This is a genomic window from Xanthomonas sp. NCPPB 3583 (genome assembly GCF_041475715.2).
GTDB classification, from domain to species: Bacteria; Pseudomonadota; Gammaproteobacteria; order Xanthomonadales; family Xanthomonadaceae; genus Xanthomonas; species Xanthomonas euvesicatoria.
The window spans coordinates 2,492,110-2,508,884 of record NZ_CM191263.1; the positions used below are offsets into that span (position 1 = coordinate 2,492,110).

At 63.5% G+C, this 16,775-nt stretch carries 20 protein-coding genes; 8 read left to right on the forward strand and 12 right to left on the reverse strand.

The features are described 5' to 3' along the window. Positions 1-421 precede the first annotated feature (421 nt). Positions 422-730, reverse strand: coding sequence for an ArsR/SmtB family transcription factor (locus ACCQ07_RS10900; protein WP_033479010.1), 309 nt, complete (start codon positions 728-730; stop codon positions 422-424). Between the two features lie 254 nt (positions 731-984). On the opposite strand from ACCQ07_RS10900, the gene ACCQ07_RS10905 reads away from it, so the two are divergent. The 5 genes from ACCQ07_RS10905 to ACCQ07_RS10925 are packed head-to-tail and all read left to right on the forward strand — an operon-like array spanning position 985 to position 3,939. Further along, positions 985-1,851 (forward strand): MBL fold metallo-hydrolase, encoded by an 867-nt coding sequence (locus ACCQ07_RS10905; protein WP_372165827.1) that lies wholly within the window; start codon positions 985-987, stop codon positions 1,849-1,851. Then, on the forward strand, positions 1,848-2,288 hold the full coding sequence (locus ACCQ07_RS10910) for a YeeE/YedE family protein (RefSeq protein ID WP_008575717.1): 441 nt from the start codon (positions 1,848-1,850) through the stop codon (positions 2,286-2,288). The genes ACCQ07_RS10905 and ACCQ07_RS10910 overlap by 4 nt, the downstream gene beginning before the upstream one ends. Further along, positions 2,285-2,716 carry a DUF6691 family protein gene (locus tag ACCQ07_RS10915; RefSeq protein ID WP_008575716.1) on the forward strand — a complete coding sequence of 144 codons (432 nt, stop codon included), beginning with the start codon at positions 2,285-2,287 and terminating at the stop codon, positions 2,714-2,716. Before ACCQ07_RS10910 ends, ACCQ07_RS10915 begins: the two co-directional genes overlap by 4 nt. Next, positions 2,713-3,153 carry a protein tyrosine phosphatase family protein gene (locus tag ACCQ07_RS10920; protein WP_031422774.1) on the forward strand — a complete coding sequence of 147 codons (441 nt, stop codon included), beginning with the start codon at positions 2,713-2,715 and terminating at the stop codon, positions 3,151-3,153. Before ACCQ07_RS10915 ends, ACCQ07_RS10920 begins: the two co-directional genes overlap by 4 nt. Positions 3,154-3,177: 24 nt before the next feature. Continuing rightward, positions 3,178-3,939 (forward strand): sulfite exporter TauE/SafE family protein, encoded by a 762-nt coding sequence (locus tag ACCQ07_RS10925; protein ID WP_081029754.1) that lies wholly within the window; start codon positions 3,178-3,180, stop codon positions 3,937-3,939. 168 nt (positions 3,940-4,107) lie between these two features. Here ACCQ07_RS10925 and ACCQ07_RS10930 read toward each other — a convergent pair whose 3' ends face one another. The 9 genes from ACCQ07_RS10930 to ACCQ07_RS10970 all read right to left on the reverse strand — a co-directional run bounded on the left by ACCQ07_RS10930 (position 4,108) and on the right by ACCQ07_RS10970 (position 12,903). Continuing rightward, positions 4,108-4,911: an SDR family NAD(P)-dependent oxidoreductase gene (locus ACCQ07_RS10930; protein WP_057681763.1), complete on the reverse strand. Its 804-nt coding sequence runs from the start codon at positions 4,909-4,911 to the stop codon at positions 4,108-4,110. A 53-nt stretch (positions 4,912-4,964) separates the two neighbouring features. Continuing rightward, entirely contained in the window at positions 4,965-6,491 is a 1,527-nt protein-coding gene (locus ACCQ07_RS10935) for a GMC family oxidoreductase (protein WP_372364096.1), read from the reverse strand. Further along, positions 6,488-7,852, reverse strand: a complete 1,365-nt coding sequence (locus ACCQ07_RS10940; protein WP_372364098.1) for an alpha/beta hydrolase — start codon at positions 7,850-7,852, stop codon at positions 6,488-6,490. Before ACCQ07_RS10940 ends, ACCQ07_RS10935 begins: the two co-directional genes overlap by 4 nt. Before the next feature lie 289 nt (positions 7,853-8,141). Further along, positions 8,142-8,810 carry a glycosyltransferase family 2 protein gene (locus ACCQ07_RS10945; protein ID WP_372163794.1) on the reverse strand — a complete coding sequence of 223 codons (669 nt, stop codon included), beginning with the start codon at positions 8,808-8,810 and terminating at the stop codon, positions 8,142-8,144. Next, the gene (locus ACCQ07_RS10950) at positions 8,807-9,409 is read right to left on the reverse strand and encodes a class I SAM-dependent methyltransferase (protein ID WP_372163796.1); all 603 of its coding nucleotides are present in this window, start codon (positions 9,407-9,409) and stop codon (positions 8,807-8,809) included. Before ACCQ07_RS10950 ends, ACCQ07_RS10945 begins: the two co-directional genes overlap by 4 nt. Further along, positions 9,406-10,164 (reverse strand): PIG-L deacetylase family protein, encoded by a 759-nt coding sequence (locus tag ACCQ07_RS10955; protein ID WP_029819476.1) that lies wholly within the window; start codon positions 10,162-10,164, stop codon positions 9,406-9,408. Before ACCQ07_RS10955 ends, ACCQ07_RS10950 begins: the two co-directional genes overlap by 4 nt. Further along, positions 10,152-10,670: an acyl-CoA dehydrogenase family protein gene (locus ACCQ07_RS10960; protein WP_372165828.1), complete on the reverse strand. Its 519-nt coding sequence runs from the start codon at positions 10,668-10,670 to the stop codon at positions 10,152-10,154. The genes ACCQ07_RS10955 and ACCQ07_RS10960 overlap by 13 nt, the downstream gene beginning before the upstream one ends. 867 nt (positions 10,671-11,537) lie before the next feature. Continuing rightward, positions 11,538-12,128: an O-methyltransferase gene (locus ACCQ07_RS10965; RefSeq protein WP_008575693.1), complete on the reverse strand. Its 591-nt coding sequence runs from the start codon at positions 12,126-12,128 to the stop codon at positions 11,538-11,540. A gap of 298 nt (positions 12,129-12,426) precedes the next feature. Further along, positions 12,427-12,903: a BLUF domain-containing protein gene (locus ACCQ07_RS10970; RefSeq protein WP_031422802.1), complete on the reverse strand. Its 477-nt coding sequence runs from the start codon at positions 12,901-12,903 to the stop codon at positions 12,427-12,429. A gap of 69 nt (positions 12,904-12,972) precedes the next feature. Between ACCQ07_RS10970 and ACCQ07_RS10975 the strand changes: the two genes are divergently transcribed. Both ACCQ07_RS10975 and ACCQ07_RS10980 read left to right on the forward strand, forming a co-directional pair. Further along, on the forward strand, positions 12,973-13,164 hold the full coding sequence (locus ACCQ07_RS10975) for a hypothetical protein (protein ID WP_057681745.1): 192 nt from the start codon (positions 12,973-12,975) through the stop codon (positions 13,162-13,164). 13 nt (positions 13,165-13,177) lie between these two features. Then, positions 13,178-13,642 (forward strand): hypothetical protein, encoded by a 465-nt coding sequence (locus ACCQ07_RS10980; RefSeq protein ID WP_031422804.1) that lies wholly within the window; start codon positions 13,178-13,180, stop codon positions 13,640-13,642. Between the two features lie 168 nt (positions 13,643-13,810). On the opposite strand, the gene ACCQ07_RS10985 is transcribed toward ACCQ07_RS10980, so the two are convergent. After that, a complete protein-coding gene (locus tag ACCQ07_RS10985) occupies positions 13,811-14,965 on the reverse strand; it encodes an epoxide hydrolase family protein (protein ID WP_057681744.1) in 1,155 nt (384 codons plus the stop codon). Between the two features lies 1 nt (position 14,966). Next, positions 14,967-15,881 carry an NmrA family NAD(P)-binding protein gene (locus ACCQ07_RS10990; protein ID WP_057681781.1) on the reverse strand — a complete coding sequence of 305 codons (915 nt, stop codon included), beginning with the start codon at positions 15,879-15,881 and terminating at the stop codon, positions 14,967-14,969. 181 nt (positions 15,882-16,062) lie between these two features. Here ACCQ07_RS10990 and ACCQ07_RS10995 point away from each other — a divergent pair, with 181 nt between their 5' ends. Next, positions 16,063-16,704: a TetR/AcrR family transcriptional regulator gene (locus ACCQ07_RS10995; protein WP_057681743.1), complete on the forward strand. Its 642-nt coding sequence runs from the start codon at positions 16,063-16,065 to the stop codon at positions 16,702-16,704. Positions 16,705-16,775: the final 71 nt, after the last annotated feature.

Here is a 16,775-nt window from a genome sequence, read left to right on the forward strand (position 1 = left end):
TCCAGGGCGCGGATGACCCGTGCCGAGTGCAAGCTGGTGTGGATTCAACTTCATCGATCCGCGATTGCAGTCATCGTTGATGTTGAAGGTGCGGAAGCGGCGGCCAGGCCATGAGGCGGCGTCGGACATGAAGTCTGCCTGCCAGGTGTGGTTCGCCGCTTGCGGGATCTCCAGCGGCGCGGATGCGATCAGGTCGCCGACGCTTGCCGCGACATGGAAGAGTGAGGTTCAGCGCGGTCTGGACCCGCCAGGCACGGTTTTTGCCCCGACCCCGCGACCGCCACGCCGACTCCATAGGCAGGTCAAATCCGTGTCCGGGGTCGTCCGTCAGATGCGCCTGGATTACGGCGATGAGCTAGCCAGCGTCGCGCGGCGCGGACGGCAATGCTGCGCAGATCGGAGCAGCTGCATCCATAGCGCATTACTCAGGGACGCGATCGCCATGGTCATCCTCCGCACAAAAGATCGCATGCATGGCGCTCAGCAAGGCTGCCACTTTTGGGTCGGCCAAACGATAAATGATGGATCGAGATTCGCGGCGAGTCAGGACCAACTGCCGCTGACGCAGGTCGGCCAGTTGCTGGGACAAGGCAGGCTGCCGAATGCCTGTCGTCGCTTCCAGGCCACTGACGGTGGATTCGCCTTGCGATAACTGGCACAGCAACAGCAGGCGTGACGGTGTGGCCATGAAACGGAGCAGCTCGGCCACGTCTGGCACGCGCTCCTTCATGGCGGCAAGAGCATCGGTGGAGAAAGCAGATTCGGTCACGAGGCGTGGGGACTGCGGATCAGGAATGTAGAGGGTAACGGCTAGGCACTGCGGCTGAACGAAAACGGCCAGCGCCAATTTGATATTTGCACAGTATATGTAACTATGAGATTGTTTCCTTACTCCTTCTCGACGCTGCCATCGTGAGTCATCCAACACGCGACACCTGCCTGGCAGCGGCCTGCGCTGTCGTGGAAGACACCCGCTCCGGTCGCATGAGCGCGCCGCACGTGGCGACATTCTTCGACCCGGTGACCTTTGCCGCCAGCCACGTGGTCCGAGACCCTGGCTCGTCGGCCTGCGCCATCATCGACAGCGTGCTCGACTTCGACATGGCGTCAGGCCGAACTGCGACCGGTTCGGCTGAAGCGCTTGCGCACTACGTGCGTGACGAGGCGTTACAGGTGCAATGGCACCTCGAAACACACGCCCATGCCGACCACCTGTCGGCTGCGCCGTGGCTGCAGCAGCAGGTGGGCGGACAGCTCGCCATCGGCGAGCGCATCACGGCCGTGCAGCAGACCTTCGGCAACCTTTTCAACGCCGGCAAGGAATTCAGCCGGGACGGCAGCCAGTTCGATCATCTGTTCGCCGACGGCGCAGCATTCACGATCGGGCATCTGCACGCAGTGGCGCTGCATGTTCCCGGACATACGCCCGCGTGCATGGCTTACGTCATCGGCGATGCGCTGTTTTCAGGCGATACGTTGTTCATGCCGGACTACGGCACGGTGCGCTGCGATTTTCCGGGCGGCTCGGCACGCCAGCTCTATCGCTCCATCCAACGGCTGCTGAAACTGCCCGATGCCACGCGTGTCTTCGTCTGCCACGACTACAAGTCCGCAGGCCGGGCCCATTTCGCATGGGAAACCACGATTGGCGCGCAACGCAGCGCGAATGTGCATCTGCATGCGGGCGTTTCCGAAGCGGACTTCGTGAAGATGCACGAGACACGCGACGCCACGCTTCCCATGCCGCGCCTTCTGCTTCCATCGGTGCAAGTCAACATGCGCGCCGGTCATCTGCCCACGCCGGAAGACAACGGCGTGCGTTATCTGAAGCTGCCGTTGGACGTGCTATGACGCTCCCGCACCTCGCCTGGTATTGGCCGCTGATTGGTGGGCTGATGATCGGCACCGCCTCTGGCGCGTATTTACTGCTGGTCGGCCGCATCGCCGGCATCTCCGGCCTGCTCGCCGATGCGCTCGGTCTGCACGCGGGCGGCGCGCGCTCGCTGTCCATCCTGTTCCTGGCCGGGCTTCTGACAAGCGCAGGTGTGGCATTGGCGCTCAAGCCCATCACGCTCGCGCCGCTGAGCGGCACCAGCATGCCGGTGCTGATCGTGGCCGGCGTGCTGGTGGGCTATGGAACCCGTCTGGGTGCCGGCTGCACCAGCGGGCACGGAGTGAGCGGCCTGGCAAGACTGTCGCCGCGCTCGATCGTCGCCACCACCGTGTTCATGCTGCTGGGCATGGCAACAGTGACGGCCGTGCGGGCTGTCGCTGGAGCGGGCGCATGATCCGCGTGGCGGCTTTTCTCTGCGGCGCCTTGTTCGGGTTGGGCCTGGTGATTTCGGACATGGCCAATCCTGCACGCGTGCTTGCCTTCCTCGATGTCACCGGTGCCTGGGATGATTCGCTGGCCCTGGTGATGGCAGGCGCGCTGATCCCTTCGGCCATCGCCTACCAATGGGCGCGCGCACGCCGCACTCCCTTGCTCGCCCCGACACTGCAGCTGCCGCAGCAGCGGCGAATCGACCGCAAGCTGGTAATCGGTGCGGCGCTGTTTGGCATTGGCTGGGGTCTGGCCGGGGTCTGCCCTGGTCCCGCCATCGCGCTGTTGGCGACCGGCCAGGCGTTCGCCTTGGTGTTCGCTGCCTCGCTGGTGGCAGGCGTCTTCCTCCACAGCTTTCTCCATCGCGCCGGCGCGGGAAAACACGTCGCATGAAACTGCGATCGCTTTCGCCTGCCCTGCTGGTGGCCGGCCAATTGTTGCCTGCCGATCTTCCTGCCCTTGCCAGCCTGGGTGTCGCCAGCGTTGTCTGCAACAGGCCAGACAACGAGCAGCCGGATCAACCCGATCATCTGACCATGCAATCGGCCTGCGCGCAGGCGGGCATGCGTTTCGCTTATCTGCCCGTTGTCGCCGGCGCCATTTCGGAGGACGACGTGCAGCAATTTTGCGAAATGCTGGAGCAACTGCCTGCGCCCGTCGTTGCGTATTGCAGGACGGGAACGCGCTCGACGTCGTTGTGGGCGCTGGCACAAGTCCGCACCCTCAGGCTCACCACAGACCAGGTTCTGTCGATCGCCGCCGGCGCAGGTTACGACCTTTCCTCACTCGCTCCGCGTCTCATTCGCGACGCGCCATCCAGTCCTGAGTAAACACCGGTCATGCAAACCCTTTCATTGCTGCAGCTCGTGCTGGGCGGGCTTTCCGGCGTGTTGGTCGGCTTCGTGCTGGGACTGGTCGGTGGCGGCGGCTCCATTCTCGCTGTCCCGCTGATGCTGTATCTGGTCGGTGTGGATAATCCGCATGTTGCCATCGGGACCAGTGCATTGGCCGTCGCTGCCAATGCGCTGTCCAACCTGTTCGTGCATGCCCGCCGTGGCAATGTCAGGTGGCCGTGCGCCTCGGTCTTCGCCCTGGCCGGCGTTGCCGGCGCCTACCTTGGTTCGAGTCTGGGTAAGGCCGTCGACGGACAACGGTTGCTGGCGCTGTTTGCGGGATTGATGGTGGTGATTGGCCTGCTGATGCTGCGCAAGCGCAACGCGCAAGAGAATGCGGCTGCGCGCATCAGCAAGGAAAATGCACCCGCGTTGGTCGGGCTGGGAACGCTCGCTGGCGGATTTTCCGGCTTCTTCGGCATCGGCGGCGGTTTCCTGATCGTGCCGGGCTTGATGACCGCCACCGGGATGCCAATGTTGGCCGCGGTAGGCGGCTCGCTGGTGGCGGTGTCTGCCTTCGGTCTGACCACCGCGGTGAACTACGCGTACTCCGGGTTGGTGAACTGGCCACTGGCTGCCGCGTTCATCGTTGCCGGCAGCGTAGGTGGCATGGCGGGAGCACATGCTGCAGCGGCGCTAGCCGGGCATCGGGGATTGCTCAATAGCGCATTTGCATGCCTGATCTTCCTCACTGCGGGCTACATGTTGTGGCGGGTGATCTGACCGGTTGTCGTCTCATCTGACAGCCCCACGCAGCTCCACCATCGGTTCGAGAGCGGCCACCGACGATCTGCCCCGCCCTCGCCAATTGCACGGGGATTTGCTTGGATAAGACATGCAGCAGGACGGTTGGGCAATGCACGTGCTTGCCGCTGCACAGCGCCGCCCGCCTCAGCCGGCGATGGTGAATACCGAGCCCGAGTCCACGCGCACGCCGGCGCCGTTGATGAAACTGGCGCGCTCCGAGCACAGGAATGCGACGACGGACGCCACTTCCTCCGGCCGGCCGCGCCGCTTCAGCACCATGCCCGGGCGTTCTTCATCCAGGAACGAGGCGATGGCTTCTTCGACACTGGTTCCGTTTTCTTGCGCGCGCTTTTGCATCATCTTGTCGGTCATCGGTGTTGCGATGAAGGCAGGCGACACCGTGTTGACCAGCACATTGTCGGCGCCATAGGCCTTTGACAGCCCCTTGGCCAGGCTCAGGATGCCGGCCTTGGACGCGCAGTAGGCCAACTCATCCACGTACGGCTGCACTGCATCTTCGGACGCGAACAACACAATTCGCCCCCACTGCTTGCGACGCATGGCAGGAATGGCCTGGCGGCACATGCGCACCGCGCCCATCAGGTTGATGTCCAGCGTTTCGAGCCAGCCGGCATCGCTGACCTCCAGGAAATCGCCGGTGGCGCCGGTCACGCCGGCGGCGTTGACGTAGATATCCGGTTCCCCCAGTTGCGCGCGCACCTGGGTCCAGATGTGGGCGACATCCTGTTCCTGCGTCACATCGCCTTCGACGGCGATGATCTCGCCCAGGCCGGACAGCTCGGCCACTGCCTGGTCGAGCGTGCCGTTGGGAAGATCGGTGATCGCCACGCGCACGCCGGCTTCGAGCAGCTGGCGCGCAGTCTCCTTGCCCATGCCGGAGTCGCCGCCGCTGATGAGGGCGATCCGCTGTTTGATTCCGAGATCCATGTTGAGCTCCTGGTCGTTGAATACGTGATGGCGCAGTGCTGGCGCAGCTATCGCTAGCGCGCAAGGAAGCGTTCTGCGGTGCGCAGCGCGAGTGCCATCTGGGTCAGTGCCGGATTGGCTGCCAGTGCGCTGGGAAACACCGAGTTGTCGCAGATGTAGAGGTTCGGCACGTCGAAGGTGCGGCCATCGGGATCGACCACGGCCTGTGCAGGATCGGTCCCCATGCGGCAGGTCCCGAGCGTGTGGGCCGAGCGCGCAGCCGCGAAGATGTTGCGGGCGCCAGCGGCTTGCCAGATCGATCCAAGCACTGCGCGCGCATGGGCGTCGATGGCCTGCTCATTGGGGCCGTAACTGAAATCGATGCGCGCCTTGCGCTGCCCGAAGGCGTCCCGTTCGTCGGACAAGGTCAGGCGATTGGCGTCCTGCGGCAGGCATTCGCCATTGATGCCGATACCGGCCAGGCGGTTGTAGCGCCGCAGCGTGGCGACCAGGTCCCTGCCCCACAGGCCGGCACCGCGCGCCAGCGTGTTCGCCAGCGTGATCGGCTGCACGCCCAGGCTCTGCACCAGATAGCCGCCAATGAAGCTGGCGTCAGCCGGGCGCAGCATGTCTTCGCTAATGAGCGAAGACGGGTAGCCGCGATTCATGCGCATGTCTGTGTCGAACTCGCCCCACACCTGGGTTGCCACGTGCGCCATGAAATTGCGGCCCACCTGCCCGCTGGAGTTGGCCAGCGCCAGGTTGAGCAACAAGCGCGGTGTCTCCACACCCCCTGCGCACAGGAAGACGGTGCTGCAGCGCTGGCGATACTCCTGCCCATGCTGGCGGTAGATCACCGCGGTCACCGCGCTGCGGCCGTCGCATTCAAGATCGACCACCCGGCTGTCAGTGCGCAATTGCGCACCATGCGCCCTGGCCAGCGGGAGCCATGTGGTGTCCACGCTCACCTTGGCGGCGTTGCTGCAGCCCTGGTGACAGGCACCACAGTTGTTGCACGCCGCACGCTGGCCCCAATGCGCCTGCTGATGCGGCCTGGTGACCAACGCGGCGGGTGCATCGGTGGTCCGGATGCCAAGCGCGCCGCAACCGTGCGCCATGGCCGTGGCCGACGCATTGCGTTGTGGTGGCCGATACACATAGCTGCGCTCGGGGTCCCACGGGTAGTGCACGGGACCGGAGACCCCGATGAAGGTCTCCACGCGACGAACGTAAGCGACCAACTCATGGTGCGGGATCGGCCAATCGGCGCCCTGCCCGGTCTGGGTCAGAAGGCTGAAATCGCGCTTGTCCGGCCGCGGGCAGAACGCGCCCCAATGCAACGTCGAACCGCCCAGTCCGCAGCCCGAATTGTTCGGCCCGAACGCAGTGGGCGTTTGCCCACCGCTCAGACGCTCCTCCATCCAATAGATGCCGGTGGTCAACTCATCGGGAATATGCGAATCCGGCGTAAATGCCGCGCCGGCTTCCAGCACGACAACCGAGACGCCGGCTCGCGCAAGCCGCGCCGCAAGCGGGCCGCCCCCCGCTCCGCTGCCGACCACCACCACATCGACGCTGTCCTGGCCACCCGCGTTGCTCATTGGGCAGTCTCGGGCGCACGCAATTGCCAGTGCTCATCCCGGCCCGCTGCCGTCTCTACATAGCCGACGGGGCCACTGCCCGTGTCGTTGCCGACCGCAAAACCGTCGTAGCCCAGCGCAGCCATGGTGGCGGGAAGGCTGGTCCAGGTGCGCACCACATCCGCACGTACATCCTCGAACCAATGCGCGAATTGCCCCGCATCCAGGCCGTGCGCAGAGGTATTGCCCACCACCGAGTGCGCGATCTCCTGCAGCCAGCGGTCCTGGTCCCTGGCCGACTGTTCGGCAAAGCCGCCGGCCAATGCATCGAGTGCATCCAGGCCAAGCGCCATCGCCAGGCGATCGTCTGGCAAGTCTGCGTACCGCCAGCCATCTCCCGTGCCTTCTGCAAGCTGCAGGTCGATGCGCCGCGCAATCTGCGCCGCATCGCCCGCGCCATCCAGCACGCGTGCAGCCACGGCGGCGAGCACGTTCAACTGCCGCGGGTTCAACACGCCCTCGCCCGAGGCCGGCGGCCCCGCGTGCCGCGCGAGCAAGGTCTTGCGCATGCGCGGCGCAACGCGCTCGGAGTTCAGCAAGGCAATGAAGTCCTCAGGCAGGCAGTTCTCAATGCAGCGGTCTACATGCGCTGCGATCAACCGCGCCAGTTCCTGCGGCTGTTCATAGGGAATCAGATGCGCGGCGTCGGCCACGATGGCGAACTGCGCATGCGCATAGTGCGGCGCATTCAGGCGCCGCTGCGCAGCCTCACCCAGATCACCATCCTGGCCACCTGCGACAATCAGTGCCGGCACGCCGATGCATCCGGCCTGCGCTGTGCAGTCTTCGCGACTGCCGTGTGTGAGCCATGCCATCCATGCACTGGGTGCGGTGCGCAGAACGTCGTTGATCGCAGCGTCCCTGATTTCATCAGGAAGCGGGCAAGCGCAGTTGGCATCCACGAACTGCGCCGCCTCCACGCGCGCAGGCTGCCCTGTTTCGAACCAGGCAAGCATGGTGCGCCGTCGCGGTTCCTGCATCGGTTCGGGGGCTGGCGGTGACGCGGCAACCAGCACCACGCCAGCCAGCCCGGCAAGGCCCGCCACACCGTCGCGTGCCCGGGCCGCCGTCAAGGTAGCGATCTTTCCGCCCATGCTATGCCCCACTGCAAACCAGCATGCTGGTTGCCGCCTGATGACTTCAGCGCTAAACCAGTCAACAAGCGCGTTCGTGTCGAAGTGGTCCAGCGCAGGTGCATCGCCGAATCCTGGGATGTCCAGGGCAATACAGTCGAAGCGGCTACCCAACTGCGCGATGACATGGCTCCACTCCTGTCGGCTGGCGCCGAGCGCATGCAGGAAGAACAGCGTTGGCTTGGCCATGTCGCACCTTGTGAGTCGGTTCGGCATGGTGGCGTACGCTTCGTCCACGCCCCGTGCAGATGAGGTCGACAGCCGGTCAGCAGGTGTCAGGCGCTGGGCCGCGACATGCCGTGGTTCGACTGCGGCGATGCCGCGGATGCGCTTCAAGTCGCTGGTCTTGCCAGGCCGTAGCCCTGCAGTCGTTGAAGCGAAGACACGTTTTAGCTAAAGCGCATCTGCTTGGCGAATCGAAGACATGCGGCATGGCCATGACATCTTGCAAAGACGGCCCAAAGCGTTGCGTTACCGACTACGCAGGCACGCAGGTCGAGGCTTCCAGCTGCTTCAAAAAATCCGAGAATCCGCCAATTGCCCGTGCCTGCCTGCGGGCACTGGTCCACACCACCGAGCATGGCGACCAGGCGATTGACGCGTTGATCGCCTGCAGCGCGTGGACCAGCGCAACGTCTTCGCTGCAGGTCAACGCAGAGAACCCACCGCATTGTTGATAGAGCGCGGTGCTCACACCGAGGTTGGCGCCGTGAATGCGGCCATGACCTTGTCCAGTTGCCTGGGTCTGTTCGAACCTGCAACGCACTTCATCGGAATAGTCCAGCCAGTCCTCCACCTGCACGACACCGCAGAACACGTCCGCGTCGGCCCTGCGCTGTTCCACCAGCCAATCGGCCGGGACGCGCGAATCAGCGTCGGTCACGGCCAGCCAATCGGCGCCCAGTGCAATGGCCTTTGAGGCCGCTGCGGACCGTGCGATGCCGACGCCGCCGGGCACGGGTACGTCGATCACGTGCGCGCCCAATGCCAGTGCCAGCTCTGCCGTTGCATCCGTGCAACGGTCCACCGCGACGATCACCTCCACAGCCTCGTGCAGTTCGGGGTGCGATGCGGCGAGAAACACCGATGCAAGGCAGGCGGCCATGCACTCGGCCTCGTTATGTGCCGGAATGATGACGGCGATCATCGCAAGCCTTCGTGCTGTGCTACCGACAATGGCTGCGCGGTCCACGCTTCCAGCAGAAAATCGCTGTCTTCATAGCGATAACTCAGCGGCAAGGTGAGCAGTCGGGCAATACAGGCATGGACCGCGATGCCATCTTGCTGTGCCTGTTCGAAAGGATGCTTCCAGTGGCAGGCCACCAGCAGTCCCTCCGGCGTAAGCGCCTGCTGCAGACGCTCGATCAGCTCGTCGAGTTCGGGGGCGGCGAGGTAGTAGCCGATCTCGCTCAGCACGATCAGATCGAAACTTCCCACCGGCCAGTGCTGCGGATGGCAAGCCTGCACGATTTCGACATTGCTGCGCTCCCCCACGCGTTGCTTGGCGTGGTGTACCGCGGCGGCGGACATATCGGTTGCCAGCAAGCGCTCGCAGCGGGCAGCGAGCCCACAGGTTGCTTCGCCGTTGGAACACCCCAGCTCCCATCCCCGTGCAAATCCCTGCCGAGGCAAGGTTGCCAGCAGGATGTCGCGTTTGCGTTTTTCGTACCAACGTGTCCCATAGCCGAAGGGATCTTGCTGCTGGTAGATGCTGTCGAAATAATCGGCGTTGGCCTGGGCGTTCATGGGAGATAGACCTCGAAGTCGCGCCGAAACCTCGCCAGCGCCCAGTCGGGAAGGATGGGGTTGCGCAGCGCAGGCGTGACGTGACCGGTCTGCGTCTTGAACGCGGACATCGCCTGCAGCTTTGCAACGTGAGCATCGGCAGAAAGCACCAGACGCGTGGCCGATGCCAGCATCTGACTGTGGTCGGGGTCGTCCCAATGCCATGCCCATATCGGAAACTGGATCAACCGCGCTCCGCATCGTGCAACTGCGGCACTCGCTGCATCTGCGCAGGCTTCGTGATCGGGGTGGCCATCGCGCGCATACGTCACCAGCACCACGTCGCGTGGTTGCAGCAGGTCGGCCAGCCGTGTACCAAGTGCGTCAATTCCGGCACGTACCTGGCCATCTCCCGCATCCAGCCTGACGATGCTGGATGGATCGATACCCAGGCACGCCAGCGCGTCACGCAACTCCTCACGACGCGCAGCTGCCAGCCGCGCGGGCGGCCATGCGTCGTCCTGCGGATAGGCGGCTTCGCCATCGGTCACGGAGATGATCAGGACCTGCCTTCCCGATGCGATCGCCATCGCAAGCAGCCCGCCACACCCCAGCACCTCGTCATCCGGATGCGGGGAAACCACCACGACACGTGTGGCGGTGCCCAGTAGCTGGTCGAGGCTGCTGGTGAGCAGCGCATTCAACTGGCTCGATGCACGCCAGCGCTGTTCGCTGATGCCTTGCCCTGCGATCTGCTCGCCCCTCACAGCCGCCATGGGTTGACCTCGCGTGCATGCAGTTGTTCCCCCAGCCACTGCTCGTCTTTTTCCCCGTGGGATTGGCGGATGAAGGCAGCCAGGTCGGCGCACCGTTGCGCGTGCCCGGCATCGCAGCACAGCGAGGCAGGCCCCAGGGCCAAGGCGGCGCGTTCGATCACGTCCCGGCAGACGCGATCCATCACGCTACGTAACCGAATGACAGGCAGTTGATGGCTTTGGGTTGGAGCGTCGTCGATCGTTTTGGCCAGGTCCTGCAGCATCAGCCGTGCACCCGTCAGCCGTTCGTCGAGTGCGCCCAGGTGTGCTGCGGCAAAAGGATTGTTTGCCACTCGTGGCGAGCGGCGGACATGCTCGGCAATGGCTGCGGCGGCGCCATACCAGCAGGCCGCGATGCCCGCCCCGCCATGCCAAAAACCCGGCCGCTGCAAATAGAATTCCGGCGCACCCAGCAAACGTGCCGGCGCATTCGCGAAATGGACGTTGCCAGTTGGAATGCCGAGCATGCCTGGTCCGTGCCATTGACTTGCATCAAGCTCGAAGCATCCTTGCCTCAGCGTCACCGCGGCAAGCGGCTGCCGATCGCCGTTTCGGACGGTCACCAAGGCGTGCGTCACAACGTCCAGCTCCGCGCTGCACCACGGCTTGATACCGGACACCGTGCTTGAGCTCGCTTCGTACGCCACGGTGTCATGCGGCCCGCCCGCTGCCCACACAGCCCACACCGCTCCATTGGAAGCTAATGGCTGGCCGGCCTCGGAAAAAATCGACACCGCGTCGTAATGCGCTTCCAGCACCTTGGCAAGCGGCAAGCTCGCAGCCCCCAGCTTGCTCAGCGCCTGCCATCGCGTGTACGTGCGTCCTGCGCCAGGATTGGGAAGTTGCGGCGTCAGTCGCAGGTACTCACGCACGCGTTGCGCGAGCGCTGGATTTGGCGATAGCGAAGGTGTACCCGGCAGATCGTCGCGGGCGAGTGCTGATTGATACATACGCCAATCTAGGCGATGGCTCGTCAAACTCAAGTGAGCCAACGGCCAAGTGCCTCACCGCGACGGCAGCTTGATAAAGAACAATGCTTTGCCGCTTGACGATGGACGCAAGTCGTCGATGCAAGCCTGGCTTCGCCAATCAACACAGATCGCAATACCACGCGTCAGGAATGTCACGCCGTGTTTGCGTCCGTTCAAAGGCGGCGAACAGAGTTTTGGTCAAGCGTTGTAACCGGACTCAACCGATGCGAAGAATCAGTCGTGCTACCGAATGTCACTTCAAGCCGGAAAGAATCGATGGACCGACCGCTCAGCAGAATAGGCGTGCATCAGCCTCAGTTGGAATCGTCGGGCGCTAGCCGCTGCGCAAACGCCGCTAGCGATTCAGTCTGCGACGCGCACTGCCATGAACTGTCCGTTGCCGACTGGCACCTCGCTGCATCGGAAGGACATGTCGGCACGGACAGCCTGCATGAAATCTGCCATCTCCGTCGCGTGCGAGGTGGCGTTGTCCACCACCATCAGGCCGGTGCCGCGCTTGAGCACGCGGCGCAGCTGCGGCCACCACCGTGCATAGGCGCTGCGGTCCGAGTCCAAAAACAGCAGATCGACGCTGCCATCGTCGGCGGTCTCCAACCACGTGCCTGCATCGCCCAGCACCTGCGTGATGTGCGCCTGTAGTCCGGCACGCACGAAGTTCGCCGCCGCCAGGGCGGCCTTGTCTTCGGCATGTTCCAGCGTGATGACGTGTCCACCGACGGCGATGACAGCTTCGGCCAGCCACAGCGTGGAGTAGCCATTGGAAGTACCCACCTCTAGCACCTGCCGTGCCCGCGTCGCGTGTACCAGCAGGGCGAGCAGTTCGCCGGTTTCGGGGGTGATATTCAGCATGCGTTTGCCACGTGCGGTTTCTACCGCATCGTTGTTGGCCCCAAAGCGCGACAGCTCCTCTTTCAGATCCTGCAACGTGCTCATGCCTTGAGTGCCTGTTGATTGCTGCAATGTGGGCAATGACCCTGGCATCGCCCTTCAGTACCTGGTGTGCTGCGCCGTGATGCGAGCGAATCGGATGCTCGATGCGCCTGCCTGATACAGCGTGCTCGCTATTTGCCATTCGCCATTCGCCATTCGCTCTTCGCCGAAAAGAACGCTCTACGTCGCTTTCGATATCGCTTGCATCAAGAGGACTGCAGCCATGGCGGACACAAATCGGTCGCAAGAACCTCCCTGATGGGCGCCCTAGCGATGGGGTAGACCGTTCACCCGCGCCTGGTCATACATCAGCTGTCGGCGGCATGGCCCCCTCCCAGAACTCCAGCAACCGGGACACAGGCTCCGGCTTATTTCCCGCAGACCACAGCGCAAGGCGTGTGCGCGACCAGCGTTGTGCGCTGAGCTCGACGATTGACCCGGGAAGCACCTTGCGGCACGCCATCTGCCAGTCGGGAAAGTAACGCTCGACGATGGAGCCGTTGTAGACCTCTGCGATCACGTGATGGCGCGCAGACTGCTTGATGCGATCGTAGGTATGCTGCACCCCGGCAGGTGGGCCCTCGAAATACTGAAAAAATCGAGCGCCGTCGTAGAGCAGGACGCCGGTGATGGCGGCCAGCGCGTTGTGTGCACTGGAAGAGACAAGCAGCCGGTCGACCTCCCCCATCGACATGGGACGACGCACCTCGCTCACGTAAGCGATGGCCTGCAACGGTGGATTTGCCAAGAACTCATCCCGATAGGTGATCTGCTCCAACGTCCATTTCTGCAGAGTCGTCAGCGCCGGCTCCTCCTGAGATCGCTGCGAGCGCAGTATCAGGGTGTGATGCACCAATTGGCAATGCAGGCATTACAATTTACTTATACAGAGCGGCAACGCGCGTTCATGGTCTGCACGCTCAAGCCGCCTCGGCGCGGCGGTGCCATGCTGGCAGGTCAGTCGATCCGCTGCACGGTCAGCGAAGACGCTGACGCGTCGCAGTGGCTGGCCGAAGACGTGGTTCGGGATCTCATCTAAAGGACGTCGATCAATGCGCGCATCGCTCCAAAGCCACCCGCAACCTCAATCGTGCCAGGCGAGGACTGCCGGCAAGCATGACCTTCATCGCGCCCCTTTACTGTCTCTGGCAGTGCTCGCCGTCATGTCGCTTGGAGGATGCGCCACTACGCCCCCGGCGACGGGTCATCTCATTGAAGGCCCTGTGCGCCTAGGCGAGATGGCAGCGGTCGATGGTCCCAGGGTACGGCCCGACCGAGTCGTCGAAGACAGCCGTTGCCCTACTGATGTTCAATGCATCGTGGAAGGCCGACTGATCGTACGTGCGACGGTGCTGGGTGGTGGCTGGTCCAGACAGGTTGACCTTACGTTAGGCATTCCGGTGCCTATTGCCGATGGCATGTTGACGCTGGTGGAGGCCACGCCCGTGCCCATCGCCCCGCAAACCGCCGACCGCTCTGCGGCGCGCTTCACCTTTACATTTCAAGGCGGTCGCTAGCCAAGCATGTCCTCAGGCTAACGATCCGCCTCTTGCATCAGCCGCCACGTCCCGCTGGCTCGAAGTTGTCCGCCCTCCCTTCGCTAAATAGCTCATCGCAGCCGAATGCACTGGATTGCCGCTGCAAAGCCCAATCAGCTAGTCGGACTCGATAAGATCCCGCAACCATTACCGCAGCGATTGAAAGGTGTCTCGGAGGTGGTCGACAAATGCCGGCGGATTTTCCATCGCAGCAAAATGCCCGCCCCGCTCTGCCTCTGCAAAAAAGCGCAGATCTGCGAAGCGTCGTTCTGCCCAGCGCCGCGAAATGCGTACTTGTTCTCCGGGAAACATGCTGATCCCGGTTGGCGTGGGCATCGGGTGCATGGGCATCGCAGTCCCAGCTTCCTGCGCAGCTTCCCAGTAAAAACGCACCGAGCTGGGCCCGGCATTGGGGAGCCAGTACAGCATGATGTCGTCGATGAGATGGTCCAGCGCGATCACGTTTTCCGGTTCGCCGCCGCTTTGGGAAACATCCTGGAAGAGCGCATAGATCCATGCGGCAATGCCGGCTGGAGAATCAGCCAGGCTAAACCCCACCGACTGCGGTCGTGTGCTTTGCAGGTGCATGTAGCCTGAAAATTCTCTCTGATAGCGCTTGGCATCGTCGAGCATCCGCTGCTCTGCTGGCGTGGCGTTGGCAATTTCTTCGGCGCTCGGGTCGAACATCACCATGTTCAGATGGATGCCCACCAAGCCGGGCGGCTGCATGAACCCAAGCGCGGTCGTGATCGCGCTGCCCCAATCGCCGCCCTGGGCGGTCCAGCGTTCGCCATAACCCAGCCGGCGCATCAGTTCGACCCATGCCGCAGCCGTTCGCCCCACTCCCCAGCCGCGGGAGGTGGGTTTCCCAGAGAAACCAAAGCCGGGCAACGATGGGATCACCAGATGAAACGCATCCGACGCCTTCCCGCCGTAGGCCACCGGGTCAGTCAGTGGGCCGATCACGTCGCGAAATTCCAGAATCGATCCCGGCCATCCATGCGTCAACAGCAATGGAAGCGCGCCCGGCTCCGGTGAACGCACATGCAGGAAATGGATATCCAGTCCGTCAATGGCCGTGCGACTGCTATTCCAGCCATTGAGCAACCGCTCGGTGGCGCGCCAGTCGTAGCCCGTCCGCCAGCGCTCGACCAGGCGTCGCATGCTCGCCGATTGTGGGCCCTGGCTGTGATCACTCACGGTTTCCGGACTGGGCCAACGCGTGTGCCCAAGACGTTGGTTGAGATCATCCAGCTCAGCCTGCGCGATGTTGATCCGAAACGGTGTCATGCCGTCAGTCATCTCAAGCCTCCGTTGCGTAGGTGTTCGCCAAGGTCTGGCGAGCTGACTGCCACGCGCGCGCGCCGTAGCGATCATTGTCCAGATGGATCAACTTGCCGCGTCCACTCATCATGTCGCGCAGGTATTGCATGCCTTGCCAGGGTGGGAACGGGTCATCGCTGGTCGGCGTCAGTGCGCGCACGACGCGGATGATGGCCGACATCGTGCCGATTCCGCCTGGCCTGAGCGTGCGATATCGCTCGCCCGTGAGCTCGGTGAGCAGGTGTGCGATGTCGTTGGGCGAAATGCTGTTGCCGGCAATCCGCAGATCGCGTGGAGCATTGGGATCCAGCGCCGCCGCGGCCGTATAGCGGGCGACATCGTCCTTGGCAGTGAAATCGAGTTTCTGGTCTGCGTCGCCAAAATGCAGAACCCGGCGGCCCGGTACAACCAGGCGCGCACTGCCCTCAAGCAATTCCAGAAAGCCGCCACACAGAATTGATGTGGCCGAAATGGGCGTGGCGTCCAGTTGCTCTCTGAAGCGGCGCCGCAGGTCCAGATTGCGATTGTCGCCTGGCCGCGTCTTCGTGTAGTCCAGCGAGAAATCGGACGGGATAAAACGCGGGACGCCCGCAGAAACTGCTGCATGCAACAGGTTTCCCTGTTGACCCAACATGACCTCTTCCAAGCCGTTGAGTGCGCAAACCACACAGTCCGCACCCATGAGTGCCTCGCGTAACCGCTCGGCGTCGTCGAGCTCAACATGTCGAACCTGGATGCCCCGCTCCTCCAACGACGCGACGCGGCTCTTGCCTGCCCCGTGCCGCACCAGTGCATTCACGGCCGCGCCCTGATCTTTCAGGGCCACCGCGATCCGGTGACCGAGATCGCCGGTGGCTCCAGCAACAACGACCTGCGAACTCGTCTGTGTGTTCACCACGTGCTTCTCGCTTGAGTCTTCGGGTGCCGAAAGCGGCGGGCAGCCAACGCACCAGGGGGCAGCAGCGCCCTGTTACATCGGCTCTCATGCATCGTGCTGGCGGGAAAGACCATGCAGCGAACAACTGAACGATATCGTTCAGTTGTTGAAAGCACAAGTGGCGTGTAACGTTTCGTCGATGAAGGCGGTCAAGCAAAAATCCAAAGGCGGCAGGCCGCCACCCGATAAAGCCGGCGATGTCGATCGGCGGCTTCTGGATGCGGCACTACAGCTCTTCCTGGAACGCGGCTTCGAGCACACCTCATGCGACGACATCGCGCGACTGGCAGGTGCCGGCAAGGCCAGCCTCTACGCGCGCTATGCCAACAAGGACGCCATTTTCGAGGCAGTGATTCGCCGTGATGTGCAGACCCAGCCCCTGCCAGCCGCTCCCAGCGTCCCGCTGGATCTTGAGGGGCGGCTAAGGCTCGCAGGTCGAGGAATACTTGCGCACGCGCTGCAGCCGCAGACCGTGGCAATGATGCGCTTGGTCGTCGGCACCTCCATCCGGGCGCCGGAGCTTGCTGCGGAGGTCAACCGCATCGGCTGGGAAGGCGGGCTGCAACGTGTGCGCATGGCGATCCTCGATGGCCAAGATCAACCCGCCGATCCCTCTGCGTTAGCAGGCCACTTCGTCGATCTGGTGTTTGCGCCGCATCAACTTCGTGCGCTGCTGGGAGAACACCCGGCACGCCTGATCGACTCCGCAGCAGAGCGCGTGGAGTGGGCGCTGGGACTGCTCAGCGCTGCGGGCCAGCTAAAGACGAAACGTCCGCGCTGAGACGCGCTCAGCGCCCGCAAACAGGCCCGGGGCTTTGGAGCGCCTGCCGGTCGATTGCTGGCGCCGTCAGG